Origin of the sequence: Stagnimonas aquatica, from assembly GCF_003730135.1 — a bacterium.
In the GTDB taxonomy this organism is placed as follows: Bacteria; Pseudomonadota; Gammaproteobacteria; order Nevskiales; family Nevskiaceae; genus Stagnimonas; species Stagnimonas aquatica.
Genome location: NZ_RJVO01000003.1, coordinates 189,271 through 215,922 on the forward strand (window position 1 = coordinate 189,271; position 26,652 = coordinate 215,922).

The window sequence follows — 26,652 nt, forward strand, 5'->3', positions numbered from 1 at the left end:
GCGCAATGGTGGAAAATGCCGGCCACCTGTTTAACGAGCGAAATCTGCGCATGCTGCCGACCTGGGCTCTCGCCAACCCGACCACCAGCACCCTGGTACTGATCGCCTTCGGCGTGGTCTGCTCGCTGGTGGTGGAGTTCATCACCCGCACTCTCGACACCGGTCGCTATGCCTGGCAGCGGCGGCTGCGCCGCCGTATCGGCGTTGAGGAGGGCAAGCGCATCTCCGAGCTGAAGTGGCTGACGCTCAGCTACCAGTTCGTGCTCTGGCCCTTCATCGGCTTCCTGCTGCTGCACGTCTGGGGGCAGCACGATCTCGGTGACCGGGTTAGCGAGGTGCTGACCGGGCAGGGCGTGAAGATCGGCAAGTCGCACGTCGTGCCGTCCAGCCTACTGCTCGGCCTGATCTGGTTCTTCCTGCTGATCACCTTCACCCGCTACATCAAGAAGAAGCTGGAGGAGGACTGGCTGCCGCTGTCGCATCTGGACCCCGGCGTGCGGGTGTCGGTGGCGACGCTGTTCGGCTACATCACCTTCATCATCGCCGCGATGGTCGGCCTGTCGGTGGCCGGTCTCGACCTCAGCAAGCTGGCCATCGTCGCCGGCGCGCTGTCGGTGGGCATTGGCTTTGGTCTGCAGAACGTCATCAACAACTTCGTCTCCGGCCTGATCCTGCTGTTCGAGCGGCCGGTGCGGGTCGGTGACTACGTGCGGGTGGGCGCGACCGAGGGCTTCATCCGCCACATCCGCATCCGCGCCACCGAGATCGAGACCTGGGACAAGACCATGATCATCGTCCCCAACTCCGAGCTGATCTCCACCCGGGTCGAGAATCTCACCTACGGAAACACCTATGGCCGGGTGGTGATGGCGGTGCCGGTGTCCGACGACTGCCGGCCCGACCAGGTGCGCACGGTGCTGCAGGCGGTGGTGGCTGCCAGCCCTCGGCTGATCCAGGCCGGCCAGATCCCCGGGCTGGGCGGCCCCTATGTATCGCTGAAGGACTTCGGGGGCGGCACGCTGTCCTTCGAGATCGGCGGCTATGTGATGAACGTCAACGACCGTGGCGGCATCGCCAGCGAGCTGCGTTACGCGATCCTGGCCGCCTTCGCTGCCGAGGGCATCCGCCTGACCTCCGGCAAGCAGCAGCTGGAACTGCTCGGCGGCGGTCTGCCGAAGGTGCTCCCGGAGCCTGCCGGCGACACGCCCTGAGGCCCGCGACTCGTCCGTTCAGACGGCTGCCCAGGGCCACGGGGTTCGGCTAGTCTTTGACCAGCGCCAACACGGGCGCGGGAGGAGACGATCATGGCTGACCTGAGCGCGCACAGCGTGCGCGACCACATGACCCGCAACCTGCTCACCTTCACGCCGGATACCGAGGTGATGAGCGCCATCGGGGCCCTGGTGAAGAGCGGTCACTCCGGTGCGCCGGTCTGCGAAGAGGGCGGCCGGCTGGTCGGCATGCTCTCCGAGAAGGACTGCTTGAAGGTCGCGGTGGTCGCCAGCTACGAGGGCGTCTCGCCCGGCGCGGTGCGCGACTTCATGACCACCAGCGTGCGCTGCCTGGCGCCGGACGACACCCTGCTGGAAGTCGCCAACCGCTTCCTCGACTCGCCCTACAAGCGCTTTCCGGTGGTGGAGGATGGCCGCCTGGTTGGTCAGATTTCGCGGCGTGATGTGCTGAAGGCGATCCACGACGACGCCTGAGCCAGTTCTATTCAGGCAGCATTTTCCGCAGTCCGTATAATCCGCCGCCTTCACTGGGTGCGGTTCACCGTCGCGCGCCCTGCCGTCAGACCTCCGCAGCGAGGTTTGCACGCCCTTTCGACGGCGCTCCCGGAGTTCCCCTAGATGTCGTTTGCCGAACTGGGCTTGAATCAAGCCCTGCTGAATGCTGTTTCCCGCGAGGGCTACACCACCCCCACCCCGATCCAGCAACGCGCCATCCCGGTGGTGCTGGAAGGCCACGATCTGCTCGCCGCCGCCCAGACCGGCACCGGCAAGACCGCCGGCTTCACCCTGCCGATGCTGCACAAGCTGGCCAGCGCGCCGGTGCCGGCCAAGCGCTATCCGCGCGCCCTGGTGCTCACCCCCACCCGTGAGCTGGCCGCCCAGGTCGCCGAGAGCATCGCCACCTACGGCAAGGAATTGCCGCTGAAGAGCACGGTGATCTTCGGTGGCGTCGGCCACCAGCCGCAGATCGACGCCCTGCGTCGCGGCGTCGACATCATCATCGCCACGCCGGGCCGTCTGCTGGAGCACATCAACGACCGCATCTGCGACCTCTCCAAGCTCGAATTCTTCGTGCTCGACGAGGCCGACCGCATGCTCGACATGGGCTTCATCCACGACATCAAGCGGGTGCTCAAGGTGCTGCCGGCCAAGCGCCAGAACCTGCTGTTCTCGGCGACCTTCTCCGACGACATCCGCACGCTGGCGAAGACCTTCCTGCACCAGCCGCGCGAGATCGACATCGCGCCGCGCAACTCCACCATCGACACCGTCGCCCAGAAGGTCACCTACGTCGAGCAGCGCCACAAGCGCGAGCTGCTCAGCCACCTGATCCGCCAGGGCGACTGGCAGCAGGTGCTGGTGTTCGCGCGCATGAAGCACGGCGCCAACCGCATCTGCGACTACCTCAACGAAGTCGGTCTGCCGGCCGCCGCTCTGCACGGCAACAAGAGCCAGAGCGCCCGCACCAAGGCACTGGCCGACTTCAAGGCCAAGCGCATCCGCGCCCTGGTTGCCACCGACATCGCCGCGCGCGGCATCGACATCGACCAGTTGCCGCACGTCATCAACTTCGAGCTGCCGAACGTGCCCGAGGACTACGTGCACCGCATCGGCCGCACCGGCCGCGCCGGCAACGACGGCGAGGCGCTGAGCTTTTGCGCGCCTGACGAGCGCGCCTTCCTGCGCGACATCCAGCGCCTGATCAAGCGCGAGATCCCGGTGCTGACGGTGGAAGGCTTCGTGCCCAGCGCCGCCGCCGACCGGCCGGAGCCGCCGCGCCCGCCGCGTCCGCCCCAGGGTGGTCGCGGTCGTCAGGGTGGCGGCCAGGGGCGTTCCGATTCGCGTGGCGGTGGCGGCGGTCGCTCCTCCGCGCCGGGCGGTGGTGGCCGTGGTGGCGACTCCTGGAACCGGCCGGCGGTGGCGCAGCGTCCCGAGGGTGCCCGCCAGCCCGAGCAGCGCCACGGCAACCAGCCGGCGCGCTCGGACAGCGGCGGCGGCTTTGCGCCGGGCACCGGTCGCGGCAATCTGCCTGCGCACCTCAACAAGCCCAGCGGCGGTGGTCGTCCGGGTGGTGGTGGCCGCCCCGGCGGGCACCGTTCGGGTTCGCGCGGCGGGCGTTGATTCCCGCAGGCTGAGCCGCCGACGCGGCGGGCCGCTCGCCGCGCGGCTTCCGCCGCCCGGCGCGCACGGCTTGCCAGCGGCGGCGGATGCGCGAGCATAGGCGGCATCGCATTCGTCCAAGGAAGGCCGCTCATGCTCAAGGCCGGGCCGCAGAGGCCCTCGGGGAACTCCGCCGCCGCCGAATCGCCGCTGCGGCTGCGGTTGCTGACGCTCAATACCCACAAGGGCTTCAATGCCTTCAACCGCCGCTTCGTGCTGCACGAGTTGCGCGAGGCGATCCGTGGCATGGCCGCCGATCTGGTGTTTCTGCAGGAAGTGCAGGGCCAGCACGAGGGGCATCGCGGGCGCCACCCCAACTGGCCGACGCAGCCGCAGTACGAGTTCCTGGCCGACTCGATCTGGAGCCAGTACGCCTACGGCCGCAACGCGGTCTACACCGAAGGCCATCACGGCAATGCGGTGCTGTCCAAGTTTCCGATCATCCACAACGACAACCACGACATTTCCATCGCCGGCCCGGAGCGCCGTGGTCTGCTGCACTGTGTGCTGCGGCTGCCGGACGGCCATCCGGAGCTGCACCTGTTCTGCGCGCACCTGAGCCTGCTGGAATCGCATCGCCGGGAGCAGGCCGAGCGCCTGCTGGCCCTGATCCAGTTGAAGGTGCCGCCCGAGGCGCCGCTGCTGGTCGCCGGCGACTTCAACGACTGGCGTTGCAGCCTGCACCAGCGGCTGCGTCGGGTGGGGCTGGAGGAGCTGTGGGTGGGCAGTCAGGGCCGGGCGGCACGCAGCTTTCCGGCCGCCTGGCCGCTACTGCGCCTGGACCGCATCTATGCGCGCAATTTCCGCCAGGCTTCGCCCTTGAGCCTGAGCCCGGCACCCTGGTCGCGGCTTTCCGACCATCTGCCGCTGGCGGCCGAGGTCAGCCTCTAGCGGCGGGTGGCCGGCTCCGGGCTGGCGTTCTCGCAGCGGCACACCGGCTCGCGCTGGCAGCTACCGTCGCCGACCAGGGCCTGCACCTTGCCGGGCTTGCAGACCGCCGCCTGGCCCTGCGGGCAGCTCACCGAGCAACTGCCGCAGTCGCCGACACCGGCGGCGCTGCAACTGGCCGAGGGTTCGTTGCGCAGGCTGAAGCGGCTATCGCCAGCGGCGCCGCCGCCTTGCAGGATCACCACCGGCTCCACCGCCGAGGCGAGACCGCTGCCGAAGGCTCCCAGCAGCAACAGCAGGCGGGCGGTACGAACAAGATTCATGGCGGACTCCGTGACGATGGCTGAAAGACCCGCGCCATTTGCGGTCGCGGCGCTGAACGAGGGCTGAACTGGCGCCGACCGGGCTAGACCGAGGTCGTGGTCGCGTCGGCGCCACGGATGCGCGGGAACAGCAGCAGGTAGCTGATGCCGCCGATCAGGCAGGTCCAGGCGGAAAGATACAGCGCCAGCGCCCGCCAGCGGTCGGCGACCAGCACGCCCATCACCGTGCCGAGCAGATAGCCGCCGAAGATCAGGCTCAGCAGCGCCAGCCGCCACCACTGGATCTGCTGGCCGCGCGCGCGCAGGCCCAGCAGCACGCCGATGTCGGTGACGATGCCGGTCATGTGGGTGGTGCGCAGGTTCATGCCGCGATAGCTGCTGGCCAGCGCGTTCTGCATGCCGCAGCCGAGCGCGGCGGCGGGCACCGCCCAGGGGCTCTCCTCCGCCAGCCAGTGGGCGGCGAGGCCGAACATCAGGCCCTGCACCACGAACACCAGGCCGTAGCGGCGCCGGTGCTGGAACATCTGGCCGTCGGTCCAGTAGCCGGTGATCGCAGCGCCGATCAGGAAGGCCAGCACCATGCTGGCGGCCAGGCGCAGGTGGGCGGCGTCGTGATGGGCGCCGTCCAGGCCCAGGTGCGCGACCGAGCCGGTGACATGGCTCACCGGCACCGAGAAGCTCATCAGCAGGATCACGTTCACATAGCCGGCGAGCAGCGCCAGCAGGGGCCCGCCCACGAACAGCCAGCGGTCGAGCTGGCGGTGGTGGCTGGCGGAAAACGGCATGGTCGTGATGGCGGGCAGTTCAGGCGCTGGGATCGCCGAGGGCGCCGCGCTTGTAGCCAAGGATAGCGCGCCGCTGCTGGCGCGTCGGGCGGCCGTCCGGGTGCTGGACGGCGTTGGCGCGCCGCTCCAGCGCCGCCTGGGCACGGCGTTCGCGGCTGCCGGCGGTTTCCTCGTAGAGGGTTTGCGCCTCGGGCGCGCCGCCGCGCTGGTCGGACAAGGCGAGGACCAGCAGCTCGATCTCCTCCTGGCCGCGCCGCAGTTGCAGCCGCTGGCCGGGGCGCAGCTCCTTGCTGGTCTTGGCGCGCTCGCCGTCGAGCTTCACATGGCCGCTGTCGATGGCCTGCTTGGCGAGATTGCGGGTCTTGTAGAAGCGCGCCGCCCACAGCCATTTGTCCAGCCGCAGGCTGTCCACCCGGCGCGGCGTCACGGGCCTTTCCGGCAGGGGGCGCCGGGGACTACCGGCAGGCCCAGGCGGTAGCGCAGGGCGCTGGCGGCGATCCGGCGCGCCTCGGCCGGCGCCCGCGCGGTCTCCACCGCGTGCAGCAGGGCCGGCAGGTCGATGGCTCCGCCGTCGGCCGCCAGCGCGCAGGCGGCTTCCAGGGCGGCGCGTTCGCGCTCGTCGAACCAGGGTTCCAGCTGTTCGAGCACCGCTTCGACGCGGCTCATGCCGGTCTCCGGGTCACCCGCGCCGCCAGCAGCGCCGCCGCCAGCATCAATGCGGCGGCCAGCAGGAAGGGCGCGCCGGGTAGCGGCGGGCTCGCCTCCGGGCGGATGAACCAGGCGAAGGTGTAGGCGAACAGGCCCGGGCCGACGATGCCGGTGAGTCCCATGATCGCGCCATTGGCGCCCTGCAACTGGCCCTGCTCGGATTCGCCGACATGGCGGGTCATCAGTGCCTGCATCGCCGGCTGGGTCAGGCCCATCAGCTCGAATACCGGGATGCTCAGCCACATCCCCAGCGCGGTCGGCGACAGCGCAAAGCCGGCGAAGCCGATCACGCCTGCCACCGAGCCCAGCAGCAGCGCGCCGCGCTCGCCCAGCCAGCGCACCGCCGGTTTCACCAGGCCGGCCTGCACGATCACGCTGCACACGCCGACCAGGGCCAGCGCCGAGCCGGTGGTGGCGATGCTCCAGCCGTAGCGGTAGCTGGTGTAGAGCACGAACACGCTGGGCAGCGAGTGGTGGGCTAGATAGAACAGCACGTTGACGCCAGCCAGCCCGAACAGCTCGCGGTGCGAGCGCAACAGACGGAGCGCGCCGAAGGGATTGGCCTTGGCCCATTGCAGCCGGCTGCGGCGACTGGCCGGCAGCGATTCCGGCAGCACCAGCCAGCCGTAGAGGAAGTTCAGCAGCGCCAGCCCGGCCGCGCCCCAGAACGGCCAGCGCGGGTCGAAATGCCCGAGCAGGCCGCCCAGCGCCGGGCCGAGCACGAAGCCGACGCCCCAGGCGGCGCCGATCATGCCGTAGGCGCCGGCGCGCTTTTCCGGCGGGGTGACATCGGCGATGTAGGCGCCGGCGGTGGTGAAGCTGGCGGCGGTGATGCCGGAGATCACCCGGCCGACGAACAGCCAGAGCAGCGAGGGTGCCAGCGCCATCAGCACGTAGTCCAGGCCCAGTCCGAGGCAGGACAGCAGGATCACCGGCCGGCGCCCGTAGCGGTCGGAAAGCGCGCCGAGAACCGGCGCGAACAGGAACTGCATCAGCGCCCAGGCGATGCCGAACAGACCGTAGATTTCGGCGGCGCGCGGGGTGTCGCCGCCGAGGAACTCCTCCACCAGCTTGGGCAGCACCGGGATGATGATGCCGAACGCCAGCACGTCGATCAGCACGGTGATGAAGATGAAGACCAGCGCGGCTGGCCGGGCCGCTACCGGACTGAAAGCGTCGGACATGGAGCGTCTGCACTAAAGTACCGGTCCATTTTCAACCAAGCCTCGCCGCGCTGTCGCGGCGCGCATCCTCCCGCATGGACCCAGCCACCGCCTCCGCCGATGCCTTTCTGGTGGTGGGCCTGTTCGCTTCCGGTTGCGGGCTGATCTTCGGTCTCGCCGACCGCCACAGCCGCAGCAGCCGGGCGCTGGCGCTGTGCCTGATCGTGCTCGGCATCCGCCTGCAACTGGCGCCGCTGGAACTGGCCGCCAGCAGCGCCCATCCGGTGCTGCTCACCGGTCTCACCCGTGGCATGGAGGTGTTCTGTCTGCTGACCGGCATCGAGTGGGCGCGGCGCGTCGCCGAGACCGCCACCCGCCGGCTGCGCGGCGCCATCCACTGGCTGTTCCGCGCCGCCCAGATCCTGATGCTGGTCTACGGCGGCCTGGCGCTCGGCTATCTCTGGCTGGACCCGGCCGATGCCACCAGCGGACTGAGCGGCCTGATCCGGGTGCGGCCGCTGGAGTGGGCGATCTTCGCGCCGGTGCTGGGCGCCGCCGCGCTGGTCGCGGCCATCGCCATCTTCATGCTGCTGATCACCCGCACCGACCCGGCGGAGTCGATCCGCCTGCGCGCGCTGCTGCTGGCCGGGCCGCTGTTCTTCGCCAGCCTGATGGTGCGGCCGAGCCTGGTGCCGGTGCTGATCGCGCTGGCGCTGCTGATCGTGCTGGCCGGCTCGCTGCGCTACCTCAACGTGCTGAGCCGGCGCGGGCAGTTCATGAGCCAGTTCTTGGCGCCGGAGGTGGCCGGCATGGTCCGCCTCAAGGGCATCGAACGCGCGCTCAAGCGCGAGCGACGGACGCTCAGCGCGGTGTTCTGCGACCTGCGCGGCTTCACCGCCTACAGCCAGGAGCGCGGCAGCGAGGAGGTGATGAACCTGCTGGAGCGCTACTACGCCGCCGTCGGTGCCGCCGCCGCCGCCGAGGGCGGCACGGTCAAGGACCATGCCGGCGATGGCGTGCTGATCCTGCTCGGCGCGCCGGTGGCGCAGAAGGATCACGCCGCCCGCGCCGCGCGCCTGGGCATCGCGCTGATCGAGCAGTTGCGGCCGCAGTTGCGGCAGTGGGCGCCGGAGATCGGCCTGGGCGTCGGCATCGCCAGCGGCGTGGCGACCGTCGGCGCCATCCACGGTGCCGGCCGGCTGGAGTATGTGGCGGTGGGTTCGGCGATCAATCTCGCCGCCCGGCTCTGCCAGCGCGCCGGGGACGGCGAGCTGCTGATCGACCAGACCAGCCGGCAGGCGCTGGCGCCGGAGCTGGCGGCGCGCTTCCTGGCGCGCTCGCCGGAGGCCATCAAGGGTTACGAGGAGACGGTGATGCTGCATGCCTTGCAGCCGCTATCGGCGGCATGAGTGAAACCAGTCTTCATCAGGCCCTGGGCGGCGACGAGGGCCTGCGCGCCCTGGTCGATGCCTTCTACGACCGCATGGATCAGCAGCCCGACTACGCCCTGATCCGCGACCTGCATCCGGCCGATCTAGCCGGCTCGCGCGACAAGCTGTACTGGTTTCTCTGCGGCTGGACCGGTGGGCCGCAGTACTTCCAGCAGCGCTACGGGCATCCGCGCCTGAAGATGCGGCACTTCCCGTTTTCCATCGGCATCGCCGAGCGCGACCAGTGGCTGCACTGCATGGCCGGCGCGCTGCTGCAACGGCGGGTGGAGCCGGAGCTGGCGGCGGTGCTGATGCAGCACCTCGCCGGCACCGCCGACTGGATGCGCAACCGGCCCGAGCCGGGTACGCCAGCCGGCGACGCTTAGCGGCCGGCTGGAGGCGGCGGCGCGATTCGCCGCACGCCGGGTGGCGGAGCCGGATGACCGCGCGAAGCTGGCGGGTGCCTCAGTAGCGCGCCAGGATCTGCTCGATGTCGGTGCGGATCGCCTCGACGGCGGTGCCGAAGGGGATCACCCGGCGCGGCGGCGCGCCGTTGACGATCACCGCGAAGGCCATCCAGCCGCCGTTCTTCTTGCGCAGATAGCCGGCCATGGCGTTGACCGAGATCGGCTCGCTGAGCGTGCCGGTCTTCAGCGCCACCCGGTCCAGCCAGGCGGGGCTGCCGCCGCGACGCAGGAAGGCATAGGGCCCCTCGCGCGGCACCACCAGGCCGCCGTAGAAGGCGGGGAAGCGGCGGGTGTCGCGGTACTGGTGTTCCAGCACCGAGACCAGGTCCTGCGCCGACAACCGGTTCTCCGGGGTCAGGCCGGAGCCGGAGAACAGCACCGGCCGGGCGTCGTTCTTCTTCCCCGGCTGGGCGCGCGCCACGTAGTCGCTCAGCGATTGTGCGGCATCGGCCAGCGGTCCGGGCTTGCGGCCGATGGCGACCGCGACATTCAGGGTGATGAGGTCGGCGACATAGTTGTTGGAGTGGCGCAGCATGCGCGCCAGTTGTTCCTTGAGCGCCGCGCCTTCCACCCGCGCCAGCTCGGTGGCGCCGTTGGACGGCCATTCGGGGGAGACGCTGACCGCGCCATCGACCCGGATGCCGACCGAGCGCAGGGTCTCGCGCAGCAGCAGGCCGGTGCCCAGGCTGGGCTCGGACATGGCGCGGTAGAGCGTCTGCATGCCGCCCATGGGCAGCTCGCCGCCGACCCGCAGGAAGTCGCCGCCGCTGTTGGTGAAACGGTCCAGGTAGAAGGTCTGGCGGCGGCCGGAGGGCACCACCATCACGCTGCCTTCGACCGCAATCGGCAGTTGCACGCCGCCACAGGCGGTGATCTGCGCCGGCGTGCCGACCCGTTGCGGACGCACCTCGATGCACCAGTTGCCGTAGTCCACGCCCAGCGCCGCCAGCGGCGCGTTGTAGGCGGTCGCGCTTTTGACCAGGGCGTCGCAGCGGTCCTTGGTCTCGCAGCCGAGCGGGCCGAACGGCGCGGTGCTGACGGTGATGCCGCCATTGACGGCGGTGACGTCGGCCGAGCGCAGTTGCACCGCCAGCGAGAACAGCGCCTGGTGATCCAGGGTGGAGTCGCCTTCGCCGTGCAGGGTCAGCGCGCCCTCGATGGCGCCTTCACGCGGGCCGCGTTCGGACAGCAGGCGGGTGGTGAAGCTGCGGTCGGCCGGCCAGGCGTCCAGCGCAGCACCGGCGGTGACCAGCTTGGTCACCGAGGCCGGCGACAGCCGGCTGTCGGCGTTCAGCGCGGCAATCGCCTCGTTGCGGTCCAGATCCACCACCAGGGCGCTGACCTTGCCGCCCTGCGATTGCAGCTTGCTCAGAGCCGGCAGGTCGGCATGGGCGAGGCCGGGACCGAAGGCCAGGCCGGCCAGCAGCAAGACGGGGAGGCGAGGCAAGAAGCGATGGAAAGACGGCATTGAGGACCAATCTGGGGCCGGGCGGGGCGGCCGGGAAAAACCGGGGCGACTGTATAAAGGCTGAGGCCTTGGGCATCAACCCAGCGTCAAGCCCAGTGTGGGACAAACGCCGGCAGGCTTGGTTCGATCTGACCGAGGCGGGTGGGCGCCGGGCTGCCGGCCACCGCCGCGAACACGGTCTTGAAGCGCGCCATCTCCGCCGCCGTGCCGATGGTCAGGCGCGACCACTGCGGCCAGCTCGGCCAGCTACGGCCGATCACCACGCCCTGCGCCGCCATCGCCGCCGCCAGCTCCTTGCCGGGCCGGCCGGCCTCGAACAGGAAGCAATTGGCCTCCGAGGGCGTCACCCGGTGGCCGCGCGCCTGCAGCCAGCCGGCGACATCCGCCCGCAGCCGGGCGGTCTGCTGGCGGCGGCTGGGCACCAGGCTGGGGTCGCGCAGGCTGGCCAGCGCCGCCGCGACGCTGAGCACCGGCATCGGGTTGTTGCCATAGGGCTTGAGCTTGGCCAGCAGATCGGGCCGGCCTACCGCCAGGCCCACCCGCAGGCCGGCCATGCCGTAGAGCTTGGAGAAGGTGCGCAGCACCACCAGCTCGCCATCGGCGGCGACCAGATCGAGCACCGATTTCTGCTCGGAGTAGTGGATGTAGGCCTCGTCCACCAGCAGCAGCGAGCCGGCCGGCTTGTGCGCCAGCGCGTACTCGATGGCGGCGCGCGGGGTCACCGAGCCAGTGGGGTTGTTGGGGTTGCAGATCACGATCAGCCCGGCCTTGGGGTCGGCGGCGAGCATGGCCTCGACATCGTGGGCACCGTCGGCCAGCACCGGCAGCGCATGCACCGTGGCGCCGTTGGCGCGCGCGACCTCGGCGGCACTCTCGAAGGTGGGGTCGGCAGTGACCAGGCTGCGGCCCGGCCCGGTGTAGGCGAGGCTCAGGTATTGCAGCGGCTCGCTGGAGCCGGCGTAGGGCAATACGTAGTCCGGCTTCAGGCCGTTCTGCGCCGTGAATTCCGCCACCAGCTCGGCGGTCAGCTCGAACAGGTAGCGGCCGCTGCGGGGGATTGCCTCGATGATCGCCGCGCGCGCCGCGCGGCCTGGGCCCAGCGGGTTCTCGTTGTAGTTGAGCAGCACCGCGCCCGGCCCGGCGGCGGGGGCGGCGGCCTGGGCGAGGTCGGCCTCGGTGAGCGCCGGCAGGGCGAGCGCGGCGCCGCTGGCGGCGGCGAGCTGCAGAAAGTGGCGGCGGCTGAGGGCAAGCATGGTCGTCAGTCTCCTGAGGCGGAAAGGAATGCCAGCAAAGTTAGCAAGAAGCGCTCCGCTGATACCCCGGCTGGCGCATCCGGGACGGCAGCTTGAGGGGCTCGCCCGCCGTCATGACGCCGCCATCTCCCCGGTGATGCAGGGTAAGAGGGTCTCTTGCGCTGCTGGCCTCCCAGGCTTTGCGCACCCGCGCTTGGCCCTTTGCTGAGGGCCAGCAGGGTCGCCGGCCCGGTTGCCAGCAGGCCGCAGACCGCTGGATAGCGGCTGAGCCCCTTCGTCGTGGCGGTCTCCGGAGAGGCTTGCGCCTCTGCCTTCCATGGCGAAGCGCCGGCCAGCGAAGGCGCGGCGCCTCAGGAGGGAAAGCCGGGAAACGAGGGGATCGACTCCAGGCCCTGGTCCCAGGCCGCCCGGCTGGCGGTGAACAGATGGGCATCCGGACGCCGGCGCAGTTCGCTGTCCAGGCTGCCGGCCGGCACCACCAGGAAGCCGCCAGCGGCGTCCGCGTAAGGCAGCGCCGAGCCGCAGGCGGTGCAGAAGGAGCGGGTATGCCGGGTGGCAGGCAGATTGAAGCTGCGGACGCTCTCCTGGCCGGTCAGCCACTGCAGGCTGGCGGTGCTGCTGAACAGATTCGCCGCGTGCGCCGAGCCGCTGTCCTTGCGGCAGTGGCTGCAATGGCAGAGGAAGAAGCGCTCGAAGGCGCCTTGCACCTCAAAGCGGACCTGGCCGCACAGGCAGGATCCGCAGTGTGTCTCGCTCATGGGCTTGTTCCTAGGGAAATTTCAGTCGAAATCGGCTCGTTCAAGGCGCGACCACCCGCACTGGCGCCGGCACATTGCACAGTTCGATGCGGCCGGTCGGTTCCAGGAACCAGTCCTCGCGGCGTGTGCGCCGGGCTTCCACGTAGGCTTTCCAGGTGGCGGTGTCGGTGCGCAGCACTTCCACCTTCGGGCGCTGCTCCGGCGGCAGTTCGCCGACCTTTTGCAGGCTGCGGATCGGCGTGTTTGCCTCTTCCGGCAGATAGAAGCCCAGCGGGCCGTGGCCGCGCGGCAGGCTGGACAGATTCTCCATGCCCTGCAACACCCGGCCGACCAGGGTGACGTTGCGGTCCAGGTGACGCGGCGCATGGCCGATGACGGCGTACAGCTCGGCGCCGCTGCCGCTGTCGGCGGTGTCGCCACGGCCGGCACCGACCATGCCATAGCAGTGGGCGAGCCAGGCGCGGCCGAGCTTGCGGCTGCTGGCCACCGGGAAACCCTGGTAGTAGCCCACGCCGGGCGCATAGACATCGCCATCCGGCAGCGGGCTCAGCTCCAGGCCGGCGATGGGCCGGCTGAACTCGCCGGGCAGTTGCGGCTGGCCTTCGATCATCGGCCGGCGCAGGGTGGCGTCCTCGGCCTGGGGGTCGCCCCACTGGGCGACGTAGTTGTCCTGCACGCGGACCACCGCCAGGCCGTCGTAGTAGCGCTCGCGGGCGAGCTTCTGGATGTTGGCGACGTGCCGGGGCGCGAAGGCCGGCGCCAGTTCGATCAGCACCGGGCCGCCGGGCAGTTGCATCAGCAGCAGATTGTCCGGATCCGGCCGGCGCCAGTCGCTGGCGCTGGACTGGGCGAGGATCTCGGCGCTGCTCGCCGCCTGCGCCTGCGCCTGGGGCAAGGCAAGTGCGAGCAGGGGCAGGGCGAGGGACAACAGTCTGCGGGGTGTCATGGTGGCGTCCTTGCGTGGAAGCGCCATTCTGAACGCTGGCGCCGGCCTTGGGCACTGCACGGGCTCGGTGCGGGGCCTGCCCCTACGCGGCCATCGCAAAGGCGTTGTGAGCCACTGTGAAGATTCACCGGGAGTTCATTGCCGGGGGCGCAGGCTGAACCCCGTCACTGCACAGGCATCGAATCCGCCACTCCTTTTCGCCCACGGCGGTTCGACGCAATCCCTATTGGTGGTCCGCCCCAATACGCATTGCGGTGACAGGGCAGCAATGGCCGGCGTCTTCGGGAATCCCCGGGCGCCGGCCCAAAGTGAAATGGAGGTGTACCGTGAAGAAGCAAACCCTGCTTGCCGCTGCCATCCTGGGTGCCAGCTCCCTGCCGCTGCTGGCTCATGCGGCCGAACCGATCCAGACGCCGACCAAGGCCGAGGTGAAGCAGTACGCCGGTGACGCGGCGCTCACCACCAAGGTGAAGTCGGCGTTTCTGGCCGAGCCCAATCTGAAGTCGCTGGACATCAGCGTCGAAACCACCAACGGCGTGGTGGTGCTCAGTGGCGCGGTGATCTCCACCGCCCAGATCGAGCAGGCGGTGGATGTCGCCAAGCATGTGAAGGGCGTCAAGGAGGTGAAGAACGATCTGCGTCTGAAGTCCGAGCTCACCGGCTAGTTGGCTCGCCACCGGCAGGCCGCCCGGGCACCACCGTCCCGGGCGGCTTTTTGTTGCCGGCGCGGGGCTGTGTTTGCCGGGCCGGGCTGGCATCATGCGCGCCGCGATCAGCCGGATCGCCCCGCCGCAGGCCCTCGCCGCCATGAAGAAAACCTCCTATCCCAAGCAGGACATCAAGGTCCTGCTGCTCGAAGGCGTGTCGCAAACCGCCGTCGAAAGCTTTCGCGCCGCCGGCTACAGCCAGATCGAATTCCACGAGAAGTCGCTGCCCGAGCCGGAACTGATCCGCGCCATCGGCGATGCCCACATCGTCGGCATCCGCTCGCGCACCTATCTCACCGCCGAGGTGCTGGAGCAGGCGCGCCGGCTGATGACCATCGGCTGCTTCTGCATCGGCACCAACCAGGTCGATCTCGAAGCCGCTCAGGCGCGCGGCATTCCGGTGTTCAACGCCCCGTACTCGAACACCCGCAGCGTCGCCGAGCTGGTGATCGCCGAGGCAATCCTGCTGATGCGCCGCATCCCCGAGAAGAACATGGAGTGCCACCGTGGCGGCTGGAGCAAGTCCGCCAGCGGCAGCTACGAGGTGCGCGGCAAGACCCTGGGCCTGATCGGCTACGGCCACATCGGCACCCAGGTCGGCGTGCTCGCCGAAGGCCTGGGCATGCGGGTGATCTATCACGACATCGAGACCAAGCTCGCACTCGGCAACGCCGGCCCGGCGGCCAGTCTGGGCGAGCTGCTGGAGCGCAGCGACATCGTCAGCCTGCATGTGCCGGAAACCCCCAGCACCAAGTGGATGATCGGCGCGCCCGAGCTGAAGAAGATGAAGCGTGGCAGCCTGCTCATCAATGCCTCGCGCGGCACCGTGGTGGACATCGAGGCGCTGGCCGAGGCGCTGCGCAGCAAGCACTTGGGCGGCGCTGCCATCGACGTGTTCCCGGTCGAGCCCAAGGGCAATGCCGACCCCTTCGTCTCGCCGCTGATCGGCATGGACAACGTCATCCTCACTCCGCACGTCGGCGGCAGCACGCTGGAAGCGCAGGAGAACATCGGCATCGAGGTCGCCGCCAAGCTGGTGCGCTACAGCGACAACGGCAGCACCCTGTCGGCGGTGAACTTCCCTGAAGTCTCGCTGCCGGAGCACCCGAGCAGCCGCCGCCTGCTGCACATCCACCGCAACGTGCCGGGCATGCTCTCGCGCATCAACGAGGTGTTCTCCAGCGGCGAGGTCAACATCGACGCCCAGTACCTGCAGACCACGGGCCAGGTCGGTTACGTGGTGATCGACGTCAACGCCAACGAGACCCAGGCGCAGGCGTTCAAGGACGGCCTGGCGGCGATCCCCGGTACCTTGCGAACGCGGCTGCTGTACTGAGGGCCACCGCGCCGGGCGGGGTCTGGCGGGGCGTGGGCGGCGCGGTTTAAACCTTTCGCCGCCCCGGCTACTCCAAGCGCGGTAGCGCTTGGCCCCGCACCGGGGTCGGCAAGCCCATTCTCACCGGACCTCTCATGCGACTCCGTACTCCCCTGACGCTGGTCGGCGCCCTGGCGCTGACCGCCTGCGCGCACACTCCGCCCCAGAATGCCTCGGCCAGCCCGGCCGTGGCCGAAACCAGCCCGCCCGCCGTGAGCAATCCTTTCTTCAGTCCCAGCACGCTGCCCTATCTGCTGCCGCCGTTCGACAAGATCACCGACGCCGACTACGCGCCGGCCTTCGAGCAGGGCATGGCCGAACAGCAGGCCGAGATCGCCGCCATCGCCGGCAATCCGGCGGCGCCGACGGTGGAGAACACCCTGGTGGCGATGGAGAAGTCCGGGCAGTTGCTCAACCGCGTTTCGGCGGTGTTCTTCTACCTCGCCGGCACCGATGCCAACCCGACGATCCAGAAGCTGCAGGCGGAGCTGGCCCCCAAGCTGTCCGCGCACCGCGACGGCATCTACCTCAACGCCGCGCTCTACGCCCGCGTCAAGGCGCTCTACGAGAGCCGCGCGAGTCTGGGTCTCGACGCCGAAACCCTGCGCCTGGTCGAGCGCACGCACACCGATTTCGTGCGCGCCGGCGCCAATCTCGCCGAGGCCGACAAGGCCAAGTTGCGCACCATCAACGAGCAGTTGTCCTCGCTGACCACCCGCTTCCAGCAGAACAACCTGAAGGAAACCAATGCGCGGGCCGTGGTGGTGGACGATGTCGCCGAGCTGGACGGCCTGTCTTCCGAGGCCATTGCCACCGCCGCCGAAGCGGCGAAGGCGCGCGGGCTGGAAGGCAAATACCTGCTGACCCTGCTCAACACCAGCGGTCAGCCGCCGCTGGCCAGCCTCAAGAACCGTGCCCTGCGCGAGCGCCTGTACCGGGCCTCGCTGGCGCGCGGCACCCAGGGCGGCGAGTTCGACAACCGGGGCGTGATCGCCAGCCTGGTGCAGTTGCGCGCCGAACGCGCGCGCCTGCTCGGCTACCCCACCCATGCCGACTACGTGCTCGAAGACGAGACCGCCGGCAGTGCCAAGGCGGTCAACCAGCGCCTGGCGCAACTGGCGCCGGCGGCGGTCGCCAACGCCCGCAAGGAAGCCCAGGCCTTGCAGAAGCTGATCGACAAGCAGAAGGGCGGCTTCAAGCTCGCCGCCTGGGACTGGGCCTACTACACCGAGAAGCAGCGCAAGGCGCTCTACGACTTCGACGAGTCGCAGATGAAGCCCTACCTCGAACTCGACCGGGTGCTGGAAGACGGCGTGTTCTACGCCGCCAACCGCCTCTACGGCCTCAGCTTCAAGCGCCGCACCGATCTGCCGACTTACGGACCGGACGTGCGCGTCTACGAGGTGTTCAACGCCGATGGCACGCCGCTGGCGCTGTTCCTGGGCGACTTCTACGCCCGCTCCAGCAAGCGCGGTGGCGCCTGGATGTCGAGCTTCGTCGATCAGTCGAAGCTGATGGGCACCAAGCCGGTGGTCACCAACAACCTCAACATCCCGAAGCCGCCGGCCGGCCAGCCGACGCTGCTCACCTGGGACGAGGTGACCACGATGTTCCATGAGTTCGGTCACGCCCTGCACGGCATGTTCTCCGACGTGCAGTACCCGAGCTTCTCCGGCACCAACGTGCCGCGCGACTTCGTCGAGTACCCCTCGCAGGTCAACGAGATGTGGGCCGACGACCCCGAGATCCTGGCGCACTACGCCAAGCACTGGCAGACCGGTGAGACCATGCCCAAGGCCCTGGTGGAGAAGGTGAAGGCCAGCAGCAAGTTCAACCAGGGCTTCGCCACCACCGAGTACCTGGGCGCGGCGCTGCTGGATCAGTCCTGGCACCAGCTCGCACCGGAGCAGACGCCGGAGGCCGAGGGCGTGCTCGGCTTCGAGGCGGCGGCGCTGAAGAAGGCCGGCGTCGATTTCGCCGCCGTGCCGCCGCGCTACCGCAGCGGCTATTTCTCGCACATCTTCGCCGGCGGCTATTCGGCCGGTTACTACGCCTACATCTGGAGCGAGGTGCTGGATGCCGACACCGTCGAGTGGTTCAAGGAGCAGGGCGGCCTGAAGCGCGAGAACGGCGACTGGTTCCGCGCCAAGCTGCTGTCGCGCGGCGGTAGCGCCGACGCCATGCAGTTGTTCCGCGAGTTCCGTGGCCGCGATGCCGACATCCAGCCGCTGCTGGTGCGGCGTGGCCTGGACGCCGCCGCGAGCGGCAAGAAGAAAGCCACGCCCTGAGCTCAGCACGGGCAGTGACCAACCCCGCGTCCACACCGGACGCGGGGTTTTTTTCTTGGTCATCAACCGATGGAAACCCCTCTCCCCTCGTGGGAGAGGGGCAGGGGAGAGGGGGCGAGCGCAGCGAGTATTCGGGCGGGTCATCGTCCCGCGCCCGGTTCGGGCAGAGCCGCGACAATCCGCTTGAAAAGCGCCGCGCCTCCGCCCACGCTGTGGGAGCCGGCATGCCGCCGGCGTTTGTTCCCTCGAAGTCGCCGCGCATGGCCAAGTCCGCTCCCACCGATCCCTATCGCGGCAAGACCGTGCTCATTACCGGGGCCTCCAGCGGCATCGGCGAGGAGGCCGCGAAGCAACTGGCCGCGCGCGGTGCCCGCCTGCTGCTGGTGGCCCGTCGCGAGGACGAGTTGCGCCGGGTGCAGCAGGCCATCGGCGCCGCCGGTGGCTCCGCGCGCATCTATCCCTGCAATCTTTCCGAGCCGGCCGAGGTCGACGCCCTGGTGGCGCGCCTGCGCCAGGAGCTGGTCAGCCTGGATGTGCTGGTCAACAACGCCGGCCGCTCGATCCGCCGGCCGCTGCTGGACAGCCTGGACCGGCCGCACGACTTCGAGCGCACCATCCAGCTCAACTACCTGGCGGTGGTGCGCCTGACCTTGGGACTGCTGCCGCTGCTGCTGGCGCAGGGCGAGGGCCAGGTCATCAACATCTCCAGCGTCGCGGCGCTGATGACCACGCCGCGCTTCGCCGCCTACCAGGCCAGCAAGGCGGCGCTGGATGCCTTCTCGCGCTCGCTGCGCATCGAGTTGGCCGAGAAAGGTCTGCATGTCACCAGCATCAACTACCCGCTGGTGAAGACGGCGATGACCGCGCCCACCGCGATCTACAAGTACCTGCCGCAGATGGAGGTCGCTGCCGCCGCCGCCTGGATCGTCGAGGCCATCGCCGAGCGCCCGGCGCGACGCACCACGGCGCTGGCGCTGGGCTTCCAGCTCGCGACCGTGGCAATGCCGGCGCCGGCCCTGCGGCTGCTCGCCGGGTTCTACCGGCGGCGGCTGGAAAAACTGCGCGACAAGTTGAACGCGGCCGGAGAGTCGGCATGAAGAAGTCCAGTGAGAAGAAGTCGGCCGAGGTCGCCGCGCCAGTGCCGCCGCCGCCGACCGCGCCGCGCGAGGTGATCGGCCTGGCCTTGGGTAGCGGTTCCGCGCGCGGCTGGGCGCACATCGGGGTGATCCAGGAGCTGGAGGCAATGGGCGTGCGGCCGGAGGTGGTGGCCGGCACCTCGATAGGCGCGCTGGTCGGTGCGGTGTATGTCTCCGGCCAGTTGGCGGAATTCGCCGACTGGGTGCGCAAGCTCAACGTCCGCGACGTGGTGGGGCTGATGGACTTCACCCTCTCCGGCGGCGTGATGAAGGGCGAGAAGCTGTTCGGCTACTTCAACGACCACCACCCGAATCCCGACATCGAGACGCTCAGCCAGCGCTTCGTCAGCGTCGCCACCGAGATGCGCAGCGGTCGCGAGATCTGGATCGACCACGGCCCGGTGCTGAGCGCGGCGCGGGCGTCCTGCGCGCTGCCGGGGGTGATCTCGCCGGTGATGTACGAGGAGCGCTGGATGCTCGACGGCGGCCTGGTCAATCCGGTGCCGGTGTCGGCCTGCCGGGCGCTGGGGGCGGACGTGGTGATCGCCGTCAACCTCAACACCCAGTTGGTGGGCGCGCACCTGTCCAATGCCGGCCGCGAGGAGGCCGAGCGCGAGGCGCACGACAGGAGCGAAACCCCCGAGCGCAGCTTCTGGAGCCGGGTGATGGCGCGCTTCCAGGGTGATGGCCAGCACCCCAGCTTCTTCGACGTGATCGCCGCCAGCGTCAACATCATGCAGGACCGCATCACCCGCAGCCGCATGGCCGGCGATCCGCCGGAAATCACCCTGATCCCGCACCTGGAGGACTTCGCGCTGATGGACTTCCACCGCGCCAACGAGGCCATCGAGGAGGGGCGGCGGCTGGTGCAGCGCCATGAGGCCGAGATCCGCGCCTGGACGCGCGGCCGCACCTGAGCCGTCCGGCGCCGGCTGGCGCCCGCGCGGGCAAGCCGGCACTATCGCGCCGCCGCCACTGATGGCGGCCGCCCAAGTCCCTCCACAGCCCGGCCCCCGTGTCCAGACGCCGCTCCCCGTTCCGCCCCCTGCGCTGGCTGCTCCGGCTGCTGCTGGTGCTGCTGGCCGTGCTACTGCTGCCGGTGCTGGCGCTGAAATGGCTGCCGCCGCCGACCACCGCCTTCATGCTGCAAAGCGAGGTGCGGCCGGTGCAGTACCAGTGGGTGCCGATGGAGCGCATCGCCAAGGTGGCCGGGCAGGCGGTGATTGCGGCGGAAGACCAGAAGTTTCCGCTGCACTCCGGCTTCGATCTGGAGGCGATCAAGAAGGCGCAGGCGCACAACCGCAAGTCCAGGCGCATCCGTGGCGCCTCCACCATCAGCCAGCAGACCGCCAAGAACCTGTTCCTGTGGCCGGGCGGCGGCTATTTCCGCAAGGGCATCGAGGCGGTCTACACCTTGTTGCTGGAAACGCTCTGGGGCAAGGAGCGCATCCTTGAGGTCTACCTCAACGTCGCCGAGTTCGGGCCGGGCATCTACGGTGTCGAGGCGGCTTCGCAGCGCTACTTCGGCAAGCCGGCCGCCAAACTCAGCGCCGCCGAGGCGGCGCGGCTGGCGGCGGTGCTGCCCAGCCCGCGCCGCTGGAGCGTCAGCAAGCCCGGCCCCTATGTGCAGAAGCGCGCGGCCTGGGTGCTGCGGCAGATGGGCTACGGGCAGCGCGCCCGTCTCGCCGCCGAACCGGAGCCGGAGCCACCGGCGGATTCGGACCCGGACTCAGACCCGGACCCGGCCTCCGAGGCAGCGGCGCGGCCGCCGACCGTGCCGGAACAGCAAAGCCAGGCGCCCGAGGGCGCCGAGTCGACGGTACCAGCCGCCGAGGGCGCCGCTCCGCAGCCGGTCCCGGTACCGACGGAACCCTGAGTCTGCGATTCCGCCCGGCTCAGTTGCCGGACGGAGGTGTTGCCAGCGGCGCGGTGGCCGGGTCGGGCAGGGCTTCGGGTTCGATGGCCTGGGGCAGTTCCACAGGGCCGGGCAGCGGCTCCGCCGGGATCACCGCCTGGGTGCTGATCCTCGGTTCGCAATTGCAGACCTCGGTGCCCTTGTCGAACACCACCCGCCACTCGCCCGGGGCTTCCAGACGCCAGATGGTGTTGAAGCGGGCGATGGTCTTGCCGCTGGCATCGCGCACCGGGCCGCTGCTGAGCGCGAGGTTGCCGCTGGCGGCGACCTCGACCACGCTCGGTTCCCAGGAGAACGGTGCCTGCGGTCCCTCGAAGTAGGGCTTCCAGGCCTGGGCGACCCGCTGCTTGCCACGGGTGGCGCTGTCGCCCTCGAAGAAGATCGCGTCTTCGGCGAGGAAGCGGGTGAAGGCCGCGAAGTCGCGGTTGGCCATGGTCTGGGCGAAGGCGCGCTCGGTCTCCCGCACCTGGTCGGGGAGGAAGTAGGCCGTGGACTTGGGCGCGCTGGCGCAGGCGCTGAGCAGCGAGGCGGCAAGCAGCGCGCCGGGGAGCAGACGGGTCATGGCGGAGATCGGCAGTTGCGGGTTGGAAGTTCAGCGCTTCTTGAGGATGCCGTCGTCGAGCATCTGCTGGAAGTGCTCGGCGAGGGTGGTTTCCACCGGCCGGAACTGCAGGCCGAGATCCTTGCGGGTGTAGCTGTTGTCGAACTTCAGCGGCCAGCCGACGTTGCCGCTGACAAAGCGACGGCTATAGCCCTGCAGCGGCGCCAGCAGCCAGACGATGGGCTTGGGCGCCACCATCAGTGGCCAGCGGTAGCCACGGCCGAAGCGGGCTTTGAGGATCTGCACGATCTGCCACATGGTCACCGAGGCGGACACCGCGATGTGGCGGCCGCTGGCGCTGGCGGTGTAGCCGGCCTTGATGTGAGCCAGCGCGACGTCGCGCACGTCCACCAGGCCGAATTCCATGTCCGGCACGCCGCTCATCAGGGTGCCGTCGGCGAGTTCGCGGATGGTGCTCAGGCTGGTGGAGTCGCTGGCGCTGGTCAGCGAGGGGCCGAGCACCAGGCCGGGATTGATGGTCAGCAGATCCCAGCGCGACTGCGCCTTGGCGATGTCCCAGGCGGCGCGCTCGGCGGCGACCTTGGAATAGTTGTAGGGCTGGTGATCGACCGTGCTGGTGGTGTTCCAGTAGGCCTCGGTGTAGGTCTTCAGGCCGAGCTGGCTCATGTCCACCGCGTCGCCGTAGATCGACACCACGCTGGCGGTGAGCACGATGCGCTTGACGCTGGCGACGCGGTTGGCGGCTTCCAGCACGTTGCGGGTGCCCATCACCGCCGGGTCGACGAGATCCTTCTGCGGGTCGTTCAGACCCTTGATGACGAAGGGCGAGGCGGTGTGGAACACCAGCTCGCAGCCCTGCATGGCGGCGTCGTAGGCGCCCTCGCTGAGCAGATCGGCCTTGAACAGCGTCAGCTTGCCCTTGGCGCCGGCGGCGGCCTTGAGCAGGTGGCCGACCTTGGCCTGGTTGCCGGGGTCGCGGACCGTGGCGTGGACATCGACGCCGTCCTCCAGCAGGTATTTCACCAGCCAGGAAGCGATGTAGCCGTTGCCGCCGGTGACCAGCACCGGCTTGGTTTTGTCGATTTGCATGGAGGGCTCAGGTCAACCGCGTAAGGGCGCGGTCGTTGCTTCTATGTTGCCGGAAATTGGCCCGTTCCGTGCCTGTACGGCCCACATCCGGCGGGGAAAATTCCCTCTGCCATTCTGCGGCCGCCGGCCGCGTCCACGACCGACATGTTGCTAGGAGCGCCGATGAAGTTGCAGGCTGCTGTGTTGAAGCTGGTTGTTTTCCTGATGCTGACGGCAGGTTTCGCCTCCGCGCAGGCGGCGGTGAGCGTCAAGATCGATCCGGCGCTGCTGAGCGCGGTGCAGTCGGCCGGTCAGGCTGACTTCCTGATCTGGTTCGAGGAGCAGGCCGATCTGTCCGCCGCCGACGCCGAGAAGACCCGCGCCGACAAGGGCCGGGCGGTGATGCAGGCCCTGCGCGCCACCGCCGAGCGCAGCCAGGCGCCGGTGCTGGCGCAGTTGCGGGCCCGGGGCCTGGAGTACCGCTCGTTCTGGATCGCCAACGCCGTCACCGCGCGTGGCAGCCTGGCCGACTTGCAGGCGCTGGCCGCGCTGGCGCCGGTGAAGCAGCTCTACAAGATCGACAACCAGCTCAGCCGGCAACTACCAGCCGGCATCGCCCGCTTCATCGACACTCCGCGTCCGGCGCCGCGCGCGACGGCGGCGGTCGGTGGCTTCGATCTCGCCAAGGCACTGGCCGACAGCGTCGAACCCGGCGTGGCGCTGATCCGCGCGCCCGAGGTCTGGGCGCTGGGCTACAAGGGCCAGGGCGTGGTGGTCGGCGATCACGATGTCGGCGTGATGTGGGACCACCCGGCGCTGAAGAGCCAGTACCGTGGCTGGGATGGCAGCACTGCCCATCACGATTACAACTGGCGCAATGCCTTTGGCGCGCTGGATCTGTTCTGCACCGATCCCGGCGTGCCCTGCGACTCCAACGGCCACGGCACCCACACCACCGGCACCATGGTCGGCTGGGACGGCGGCGCCAATCAGGTCGGCGTTGCACCGGAGGCGAAGTGGATCGCCTGCCGCTCGCTGCTCGACCCCATCGTCGGCGTCGGGACCATCCCCACCTATCTCGACTGCATGCAGTGGCAGCTGGCGCCCTACCCGGTGGATCAGCCGGACGCCGCCGACCCGGCGATGGCGCCGGACGTGGTGAACAACTCCTGGGGTTGTCTGGAGGGCTGCATTCCGCCGCTGCTGAAGTCCACCAACGACGCCATCAAGGCCGCCGGCATCGTCCAGGTGGTGTCGGCTGGCAACGACGGCAACGGTGGCGTCTGCGGCACCATCGCCTTCCCGCTGGCGGTGTACGAGTCCTCGTTCTCGGTCGGCGCCAGCGATGTCGGCGACGAGATGGCGGACTTCTCCAGCTTGGGCCCGGTGCTCACCGACCTTTCGCTGCGCACCAAGCCGAACGTCACCGCGCCCGGCGTCGACACCCGCTCGGCCTGGAACGACGGCGACTACAACACCATCAGCGGCACCAGCATGGCCGGCCCGCACGTCGCCGGCCTGGTGGCTCTCATCATGTCCGCCGAGCCGCGCCTGATCGGTCGCGTTGACGACATCCGCGCGCTGATCGAGCGCACCGCCAACCCCAACGTCAAGACCAGCAATACCGCCTCCACCTGCGGCGGCACCGATGCTGCGACCATCCCCAACAACATCTTCGGCTACGGTCGCATCGACGCCGCCGCCGCCGTGCTGGCGCGTCCGCAGCTGGCGGTGCAGGCCAGCGCGCCAGCCAGCGTCGCCAGCGGCGGTAGCTACACCGCCGTGTTCACCCTCAGCCAGCCGGCCAGCGGCAAGATCGACCTCAGCAATGCCCTGCTGAAGCTGACGCTGCCGAGTGGCCTGAGCCTGAAGTCTTCCTCCGAGGCGCCCAGCGCCAGCGAGGGCCAGGTGCTGAGCTTCAGCCACGCCGCCTTGGCACCGGGCGAGGAGTGGGCTCTGAGCCTGGAACTGAGTCCGGCCCAGAGCGGCAGCTACAGCCTGGCGGGCAGCGCCGAGGCCGACCAGGTCAGCCCGAAGGCGGCACCGACGCTGCTCACTGCGGTGGGTAGCGGCAGTGGCAATGGCAGCGGCGGTGGTTCCGGTGGCGGCACGTCCGGAAGCTACGGCGGTGGTGCCCTCGGCTGGATCAGCCTGCTGGGCCTGCTGGCGGCGGGCCTGCGCCGCCGCTTCTCAGGGCGCTGAGAGCGCCTGCGGCGCAAACGCTAACGCGCGCCAAGCAGCACCGCCTGGCGCGCCGCGCTCTTGCGATTCGCGCCGGGCCGGGCCCGCCAAGCCGGCCTGGCGTCTGGGCTCAAGGAGCCGGCGCGGCGTTAGCGGCCGTGGCCGGCACTCCGCTGGCTTCGGGAGCGGCCGGATTGGGCGTGGGCACGGTGGCGGCGTCTGCCGCCGGCGCGGTGGGCTCGGCGCTGGCGGGCGGCGGTTCCGGCGGCCGCAGGCTGGCGCGCAGGGCCTCGGCGCGTTGGCGCAGCAGCGAGGAGCAATCGGTGCAGGCGCTGCGCAGCGCCAGCGCTTCGAGATGGGCGATGCGGGCTTCGGCGGGCAGGTCGTTGGCTCCGACGGTCTGCTGGGCGATGCGCTCGTAGGCCGGCAGCAGCATCTGCCTGAGCTGGTTGGACAGGCTCAGCAGGCTCTCCAGGCTCTGGCGGTCGAGGCCGCGCAGTTCGTCCAGCGCCAGCAGGTGGTTGAGGCGACCGAGTTCGTCCTCGGCCTCGCGCAGCACCGGCGCGTCGGCGCCGCGCACTTCCGCCAGCGCGCTGCGCCAGCCCGGGTAGGCGGCGGTGCGCGCGAACACCGCGCGGCTGTCGTCCCAGAGTCCGGCGAGGCTGGACTGACCCTTGATCGCCGTGCTGCGGACGCAGGCATCGAGCTGCTTGGCGCGGTCGCGGAAGTGCTCCGCCCAGTAAGCGTCGTCCGGGGTGCCGAGCAGGCTGGCCTGCTGGGCGAAGTAGAGCAGACGGCCGGCGTAGGGCGTGGGCGTGCTGTCGGCCTGGGCGCGGCGGATTGCCAGCAGCAGTTCGCCACGGCTCAGCAAATGACGCTCGTACTGGGTCTGGCGACGCGCCAACTGACCCGAGGCGATCAGCGCCCGGTACTCGCCCCAGACCCGCTCATCGGCCTCGCAGGAGACGGCGGTGCCGAGGAAATCCTTCACCGAACGGTAGTCGCTGACATCCAGCTCGAAGCGCACATAGGCCTGCGCCGGTGCCCAGGGCTTGCCGTCGGCATTGCAGAGTCCGGTGGGGGATTGGTCGACCGGGCAGCGGCGCAGGTCCGGCGAGGGCGGCTCCAGCGTGGTGGTGCTGGGGTTGAGCATCACCACGAACTGACGGCCGTCGAGCGCGGCCAGGCCCTGGTCGGAGCGCAGGCCCAGCAGGGTTTTTTCCTCCCAGGGCTTGTTGCTGGACTTGATCTCCTCGCTGAGCAGGCTGCCCAGGCGGGTGCTGAGCAGGTTCACCGCGCTGCCGCCGGGGATGAAGCCCAGGCCCAGCTTCATGATCGGCTCGTCGTTGGCGATGGCCAGCAGATTGGTGACCCAGTGCGCCTTGTCGGCCGGCACGCCGCGCACGTAGATCTGCAGGTGCGGCGACTTCGACAGCGATTCCGGGTCCACCAGCAGGCCTTCGGTGAGCAGGGCGTTGTTGACCACCGAGCTGACCGTCTTGCCGGACTGCACGTCATAGAGCAGCACTGGAATTTCCGGGTCGGTATCGCTGGCGAAGCTGGCGACCGTGCCCTTGCCGAAGCGCGCCGAGATCAAGAGCATCGCCGGCCGCTGGTCTTCCTTGCCGAAGTCCAGCGCGCGGCCGTTGGCGTCGAGGTTGGAGCTGACGAAGATGCGCAGATAGCCGTCGTCGTAGCGGGAGCCGGTGCCCTGCACCGTGTTGCCGGCCACCGGCGTCGCCACCGGTTTCACGAAGCGGCTGGAATCATGGCTGCAGGCCGCGAGGCCGGCGATCAGCGCGGCGCAGCAGTAGCGGATCAGGGAAAGGCGCATGGCTC

At 69.7% G+C, this 26,652-nt stretch carries 25 protein-coding genes; 13 read left to right on the forward strand and 12 right to left on the reverse strand.

Features of this window, described 5'->3' with window-relative positions:
• Positions 1–50 precede the first annotated feature (50 nt).
• From ED208_RS08095 to ED208_RS08110, 4 genes are all read left to right on the forward strand, one after another.
• On the forward strand, positions 51–1,211 hold the full coding sequence (locus tag ED208_RS08095) for a mechanosensitive ion channel family protein (RefSeq protein WP_158608482.1): 1,161 nt from the start codon (positions 51–53) through the stop codon (positions 1,209–1,211).
• A gap of 93 nt (positions 1,212–1,304) precedes the next feature.
• On the forward strand, positions 1,305–1,706 hold the full coding sequence (locus ED208_RS08100) for a CBS domain-containing protein (protein ID WP_123211385.1): 402 nt from the start codon (positions 1,305–1,307) through the stop codon (positions 1,704–1,706).
• Between the two features lie 144 nt (positions 1,707–1,850).
• Positions 1,851–3,353, forward strand: a complete 1,503-nt coding sequence (locus ED208_RS08105) for a DEAD/DEAH box helicase (RefSeq protein ID WP_123211386.1) — start codon at positions 1,851–1,853, stop codon at positions 3,351–3,353.
• 132 nt (positions 3,354–3,485) lie between these two features.
• Positions 3,486–4,283, forward strand: a complete 798-nt coding sequence (locus ED208_RS08110) for an endonuclease/exonuclease/phosphatase family protein (RefSeq protein WP_123211387.1) — start codon at positions 3,486–3,488, stop codon at positions 4,281–4,283.
• Here ED208_RS08110 and ED208_RS08115 read toward each other — a convergent pair.
• The 5 genes from ED208_RS08115 to ED208_RS08135 all read right to left on the reverse strand — a co-directional run bounded on the left by ED208_RS08115 (position 4,280) and on the right by ED208_RS08135 (position 7,280).
• Positions 4,280–4,603 (reverse strand): hypothetical protein, encoded by a 324-nt coding sequence (locus ED208_RS08115; protein WP_123211388.1) that lies wholly within the window; start codon positions 4,601–4,603, stop codon positions 4,280–4,282. The two genes, ED208_RS08110 and ED208_RS08115, sit on opposite strands and share 4 nt — an antisense overlap.
• Before the next feature lie 83 nt (positions 4,604–4,686).
• On the reverse strand, positions 4,687–5,388 hold the full coding sequence (locus tag ED208_RS08120; RefSeq protein ID WP_123211389.1) for a YoaK family protein: 702 nt from the start codon (positions 5,386–5,388) through the stop codon (positions 4,687–4,689).
• 19 nt (positions 5,389–5,407) lie between these two features.
• Positions 5,408–5,815 (reverse strand): RNA-binding S4 domain-containing protein, encoded by a 408-nt coding sequence (locus ED208_RS08125; protein WP_123211390.1) that lies wholly within the window; start codon positions 5,813–5,815, stop codon positions 5,408–5,410.
• Entirely contained in the window at positions 5,812–6,054 is a 243-nt protein-coding gene (locus ED208_RS08130) for a hypothetical protein (protein ID WP_123211391.1), read from the reverse strand. Before ED208_RS08130 ends, ED208_RS08125 begins: the two co-directional genes overlap by 4 nt.
• Positions 6,051–7,280 carry a TCR/Tet family MFS transporter gene (locus ED208_RS08135; RefSeq protein WP_123211392.1) on the reverse strand — a complete coding sequence of 410 codons (1,230 nt, stop codon included), beginning with the start codon at positions 7,278–7,280 and terminating at the stop codon, positions 6,051–6,053. Before ED208_RS08135 ends, ED208_RS08130 begins: the two co-directional genes overlap by 4 nt.
• A gap of 74 nt (positions 7,281–7,354) precedes the next feature.
• Between ED208_RS08135 and ED208_RS08140 the strand changes: the two genes are divergently transcribed.
• Both ED208_RS08140 and ED208_RS08145 read left to right on the forward strand, forming a co-directional pair.
• Positions 7,355–8,668 carry an adenylate/guanylate cyclase domain-containing protein gene (locus ED208_RS08140; RefSeq protein WP_123211393.1) on the forward strand — a complete coding sequence of 438 codons (1,314 nt, stop codon included), beginning with the start codon at positions 7,355–7,357 and terminating at the stop codon, positions 8,666–8,668.
• Positions 8,665–9,075, forward strand: a complete 411-nt coding sequence (locus ED208_RS08145) for a group II truncated hemoglobin (protein ID WP_123211394.1) — start codon at positions 8,665–8,667, stop codon at positions 9,073–9,075. The genes ED208_RS08140 and ED208_RS08145 overlap by 4 nt, the downstream gene beginning before the upstream one ends.
• Before the next feature lie 79 nt (positions 9,076–9,154).
• On the opposite strand, the gene dacB is transcribed toward ED208_RS08145, so the two are convergent.
• The 4 genes from dacB to ED208_RS08165 form a co-directional block, all read right to left on the reverse strand.
• Positions 9,155–10,603 (reverse strand): D-alanyl-D-alanine carboxypeptidase/D-alanyl-D-alanine endopeptidase, encoded by a 1,449-nt coding sequence (dacB, locus tag ED208_RS08150; RefSeq protein WP_158608483.1) that lies wholly within the window; start codon positions 10,601–10,603, stop codon positions 9,155–9,157.
• A 107-nt stretch (positions 10,604–10,710) separates the two neighbouring features.
• Positions 10,711–11,877 carry a pyridoxal phosphate-dependent aminotransferase gene (locus ED208_RS08155; RefSeq protein WP_123211396.1) on the reverse strand — a complete coding sequence of 389 codons (1,167 nt, stop codon included), beginning with the start codon at positions 11,875–11,877 and terminating at the stop codon, positions 10,711–10,713.
• Between the two features lie 350 nt (positions 11,878–12,227).
• Complete coding sequence (locus ED208_RS08160; RefSeq protein ID WP_123211397.1) at positions 12,228–12,635, reverse strand: GFA family protein; 408 nt, start codon at positions 12,633–12,635, stop codon at positions 12,228–12,230.
• A gap of 40 nt (positions 12,636–12,675) precedes the next feature.
• The gene (locus ED208_RS08165; RefSeq protein WP_123211653.1) at positions 12,676–13,581 is read right to left on the reverse strand and encodes a peptidylprolyl isomerase; all 906 of its coding nucleotides are present in this window, start codon (positions 13,579–13,581) and stop codon (positions 12,676–12,678) included.
• Between the two features lie 326 nt (positions 13,582–13,907).
• Between ED208_RS08165 and ED208_RS08170 the strand changes: the two genes are divergently transcribed.
• The 6 genes from ED208_RS08170 (at position 13,908) to mtgA (ending at position 20,963) form a co-directional block, all read left to right on the forward strand.
• A complete protein-coding gene (locus tag ED208_RS08170; RefSeq protein WP_123211398.1) occupies positions 13,908–14,246 on the forward strand; it encodes a BON domain-containing protein in 339 nt (112 codons plus the stop codon).
• Positions 14,247–14,388: 142 nt separating this feature from the next.
• On the forward strand, positions 14,389–15,624 hold the full coding sequence (gene serA / locus ED208_RS08175; protein WP_123211654.1) for a phosphoglycerate dehydrogenase: 1,236 nt from the start codon (positions 14,389–14,391) through the stop codon (positions 15,622–15,624).
• A gap of 134 nt (positions 15,625–15,758) precedes the next feature.
• Positions 15,759–17,951, forward strand: a complete 2,193-nt coding sequence (locus ED208_RS08180; protein ID WP_123211399.1) for a M3 family metallopeptidase — start codon at positions 15,759–15,761, stop codon at positions 17,949–17,951.
• Between the two features lie 260 nt (positions 17,952–18,211).
• Complete coding sequence (locus ED208_RS08185) at positions 18,212–19,048, forward strand: SDR family NAD(P)-dependent oxidoreductase (protein WP_158608484.1); 837 nt, start codon at positions 18,212–18,214, stop codon at positions 19,046–19,048.
• Positions 19,045–20,004, forward strand: a complete 960-nt coding sequence (rssA, locus tag ED208_RS08190; RefSeq protein WP_123211401.1) for a patatin-like phospholipase RssA — start codon at positions 19,045–19,047, stop codon at positions 20,002–20,004. Before ED208_RS08185 ends, rssA begins: the two co-directional genes overlap by 4 nt.
• A 98-nt stretch (positions 20,005–20,102) precedes the next feature.
• Entirely contained in the window at positions 20,103–20,963 is an 861-nt protein-coding gene (gene mtgA, locus ED208_RS08195; RefSeq protein ID WP_123211402.1) for a monofunctional biosynthetic peptidoglycan transglycosylase, read from the forward strand.
• 19 nt (positions 20,964–20,982) lie between these two features.
• On the opposite strand, the gene ED208_RS08200 is transcribed toward mtgA, so the two are convergent.
• Positions 20,983–21,564, reverse strand: a complete 582-nt coding sequence (locus ED208_RS08200) for a YybH family protein (protein ID WP_123211403.1) — start codon at positions 21,562–21,564, stop codon at positions 20,983–20,985.
• Between the two features lie 30 nt (positions 21,565–21,594).
• Positions 21,595–22,653, reverse strand: a complete 1,059-nt coding sequence (locus tag ED208_RS08205) for an NAD-dependent epimerase/dehydratase family protein (protein ID WP_123211404.1) — start codon at positions 22,651–22,653, stop codon at positions 21,595–21,597.
• A 162-nt stretch (positions 22,654–22,815) separates the two neighbouring features.
• Here ED208_RS08205 and ED208_RS08210 point away from each other — a divergent pair, with 162 nt between their 5' ends.
• Entirely contained in the window at positions 22,816–24,834 is a 2,019-nt protein-coding gene (locus ED208_RS08210; protein ID WP_123211405.1) for a S8 family serine peptidase, read from the forward strand.
• Positions 24,835–24,943: 109 nt separating this feature from the next.
• Here the strand turns inward: ED208_RS08210 and ED208_RS08215 are convergent, their stop codons facing one another.
• A complete protein-coding gene (locus tag ED208_RS08215) occupies positions 24,944–26,647 on the reverse strand; it encodes a hypothetical protein (RefSeq protein ID WP_123211406.1) in 1,704 nt (567 codons plus the stop codon).
• Positions 26,648–26,652 lie beyond the last annotated feature (5 nt).

Coding starts and splice junctions, on each gene's coding strand:
- rssA (WP_123211401.1), top strand. CDS start 19,045: ATGAAGAAGTCCAGTGAGAAGAAGTCGGCCGAGGTCGCCGCGCCAGTG.
- ED208_RS08145 (WP_123211394.1), top strand. CDS start 8,665: ATGAGTGAAACCAGTCTTCATCAGGCCCTGGGCGGCGACGAGGGCCTG.
- ED208_RS08185 (WP_158608484.1), top strand. CDS start 18,212: ATGGCCAAGTCCGCTCCCACCGATCCCTATCGCGGCAAGACCGTGCTC.
- ED208_RS08165 (WP_123211653.1), bottom strand. CDS start 13,581: ATGACACCCCGCAGACTGTTGTCCCTCGCCCTGCCCCTGCTCGCACTT.
- ED208_RS08215 (WP_123211406.1), bottom strand. CDS start 26,647: ATGCGCCTTTCCCTGATCCGCTACTGCTGCGCCGCGCTGATCGCCGGC.
- ED208_RS08210 (WP_123211405.1), top strand. CDS start 22,816: ATGAAGTTGCAGGCTGCTGTGTTGAAGCTGGTTGTTTTCCTGATGCTG.
- ED208_RS08140 (WP_123211393.1), top strand. CDS start 7,355: ATGGACCCAGCCACCGCCTCCGCCGATGCCTTTCTGGTGGTGGGCCTG.
- ED208_RS08100 (WP_123211385.1), top strand. CDS start 1,305: ATGGCTGACCTGAGCGCGCACAGCGTGCGCGACCACATGACCCGCAAC.
- ED208_RS08180 (WP_123211399.1), top strand. CDS start 15,759: ATGCGACTCCGTACTCCCCTGACGCTGGTCGGCGCCCTGGCGCTGACC.
- ED208_RS08155 (WP_123211396.1), bottom strand. CDS start 11,877: ATGCTTGCCCTCAGCCGCCGCCACTTTCTGCAGCTCGCCGCCGCCAGC.
- ED208_RS08115 (WP_123211388.1), bottom strand. CDS start 4,603: ATGAATCTTGTTCGTACCGCCCGCCTGCTGTTGCTGCTGGGAGCCTTC.
- serA (WP_123211654.1), top strand. CDS start 14,389: ATGAAGAAAACCTCCTATCCCAAGCAGGACATCAAGGTCCTGCTGCTC.
- ED208_RS08135 (WP_123211392.1), bottom strand. CDS start 7,280: ATGTCCGACGCTTTCAGTCCGGTAGCGGCCCGGCCAGCCGCGCTGGTC.
- ED208_RS08205 (WP_123211404.1), bottom strand. CDS start 22,653: ATGCAAATCGACAAAACCAAGCCGGTGCTGGTCACCGGCGGCAACGGC.
- ED208_RS08160 (WP_123211397.1), bottom strand. CDS start 12,635: ATGAGCGAGACACACTGCGGATCCTGCCTGTGCGGCCAGGTCCGCTTT.
- ED208_RS08120 (WP_123211389.1), bottom strand. CDS start 5,388: ATGCCGTTTTCCGCCAGCCACCACCGCCAGCTCGACCGCTGGCTGTTC.
- ED208_RS08110 (WP_123211387.1), top strand. CDS start 3,486: ATGCTCAAGGCCGGGCCGCAGAGGCCCTCGGGGAACTCCGCCGCCGCC.
- ED208_RS08130 (WP_123211391.1), bottom strand. CDS start 6,054: ATGAGCCGCGTCGAAGCGGTGCTCGAACAGCTGGAACCCTGGTTCGAC.
- ED208_RS08105 (WP_123211386.1), top strand. CDS start 1,851: ATGTCGTTTGCCGAACTGGGCTTGAATCAAGCCCTGCTGAATGCTGTT.
- ED208_RS08200 (WP_123211403.1), bottom strand. CDS start 21,564: ATGACCCGTCTGCTCCCCGGCGCGCTGCTTGCCGCCTCGCTGCTCAGC.
- ED208_RS08095 (WP_158608482.1), top strand. CDS start 51: ATGCTGCCGACCTGGGCTCTCGCCAACCCGACCACCAGCACCCTGGTA.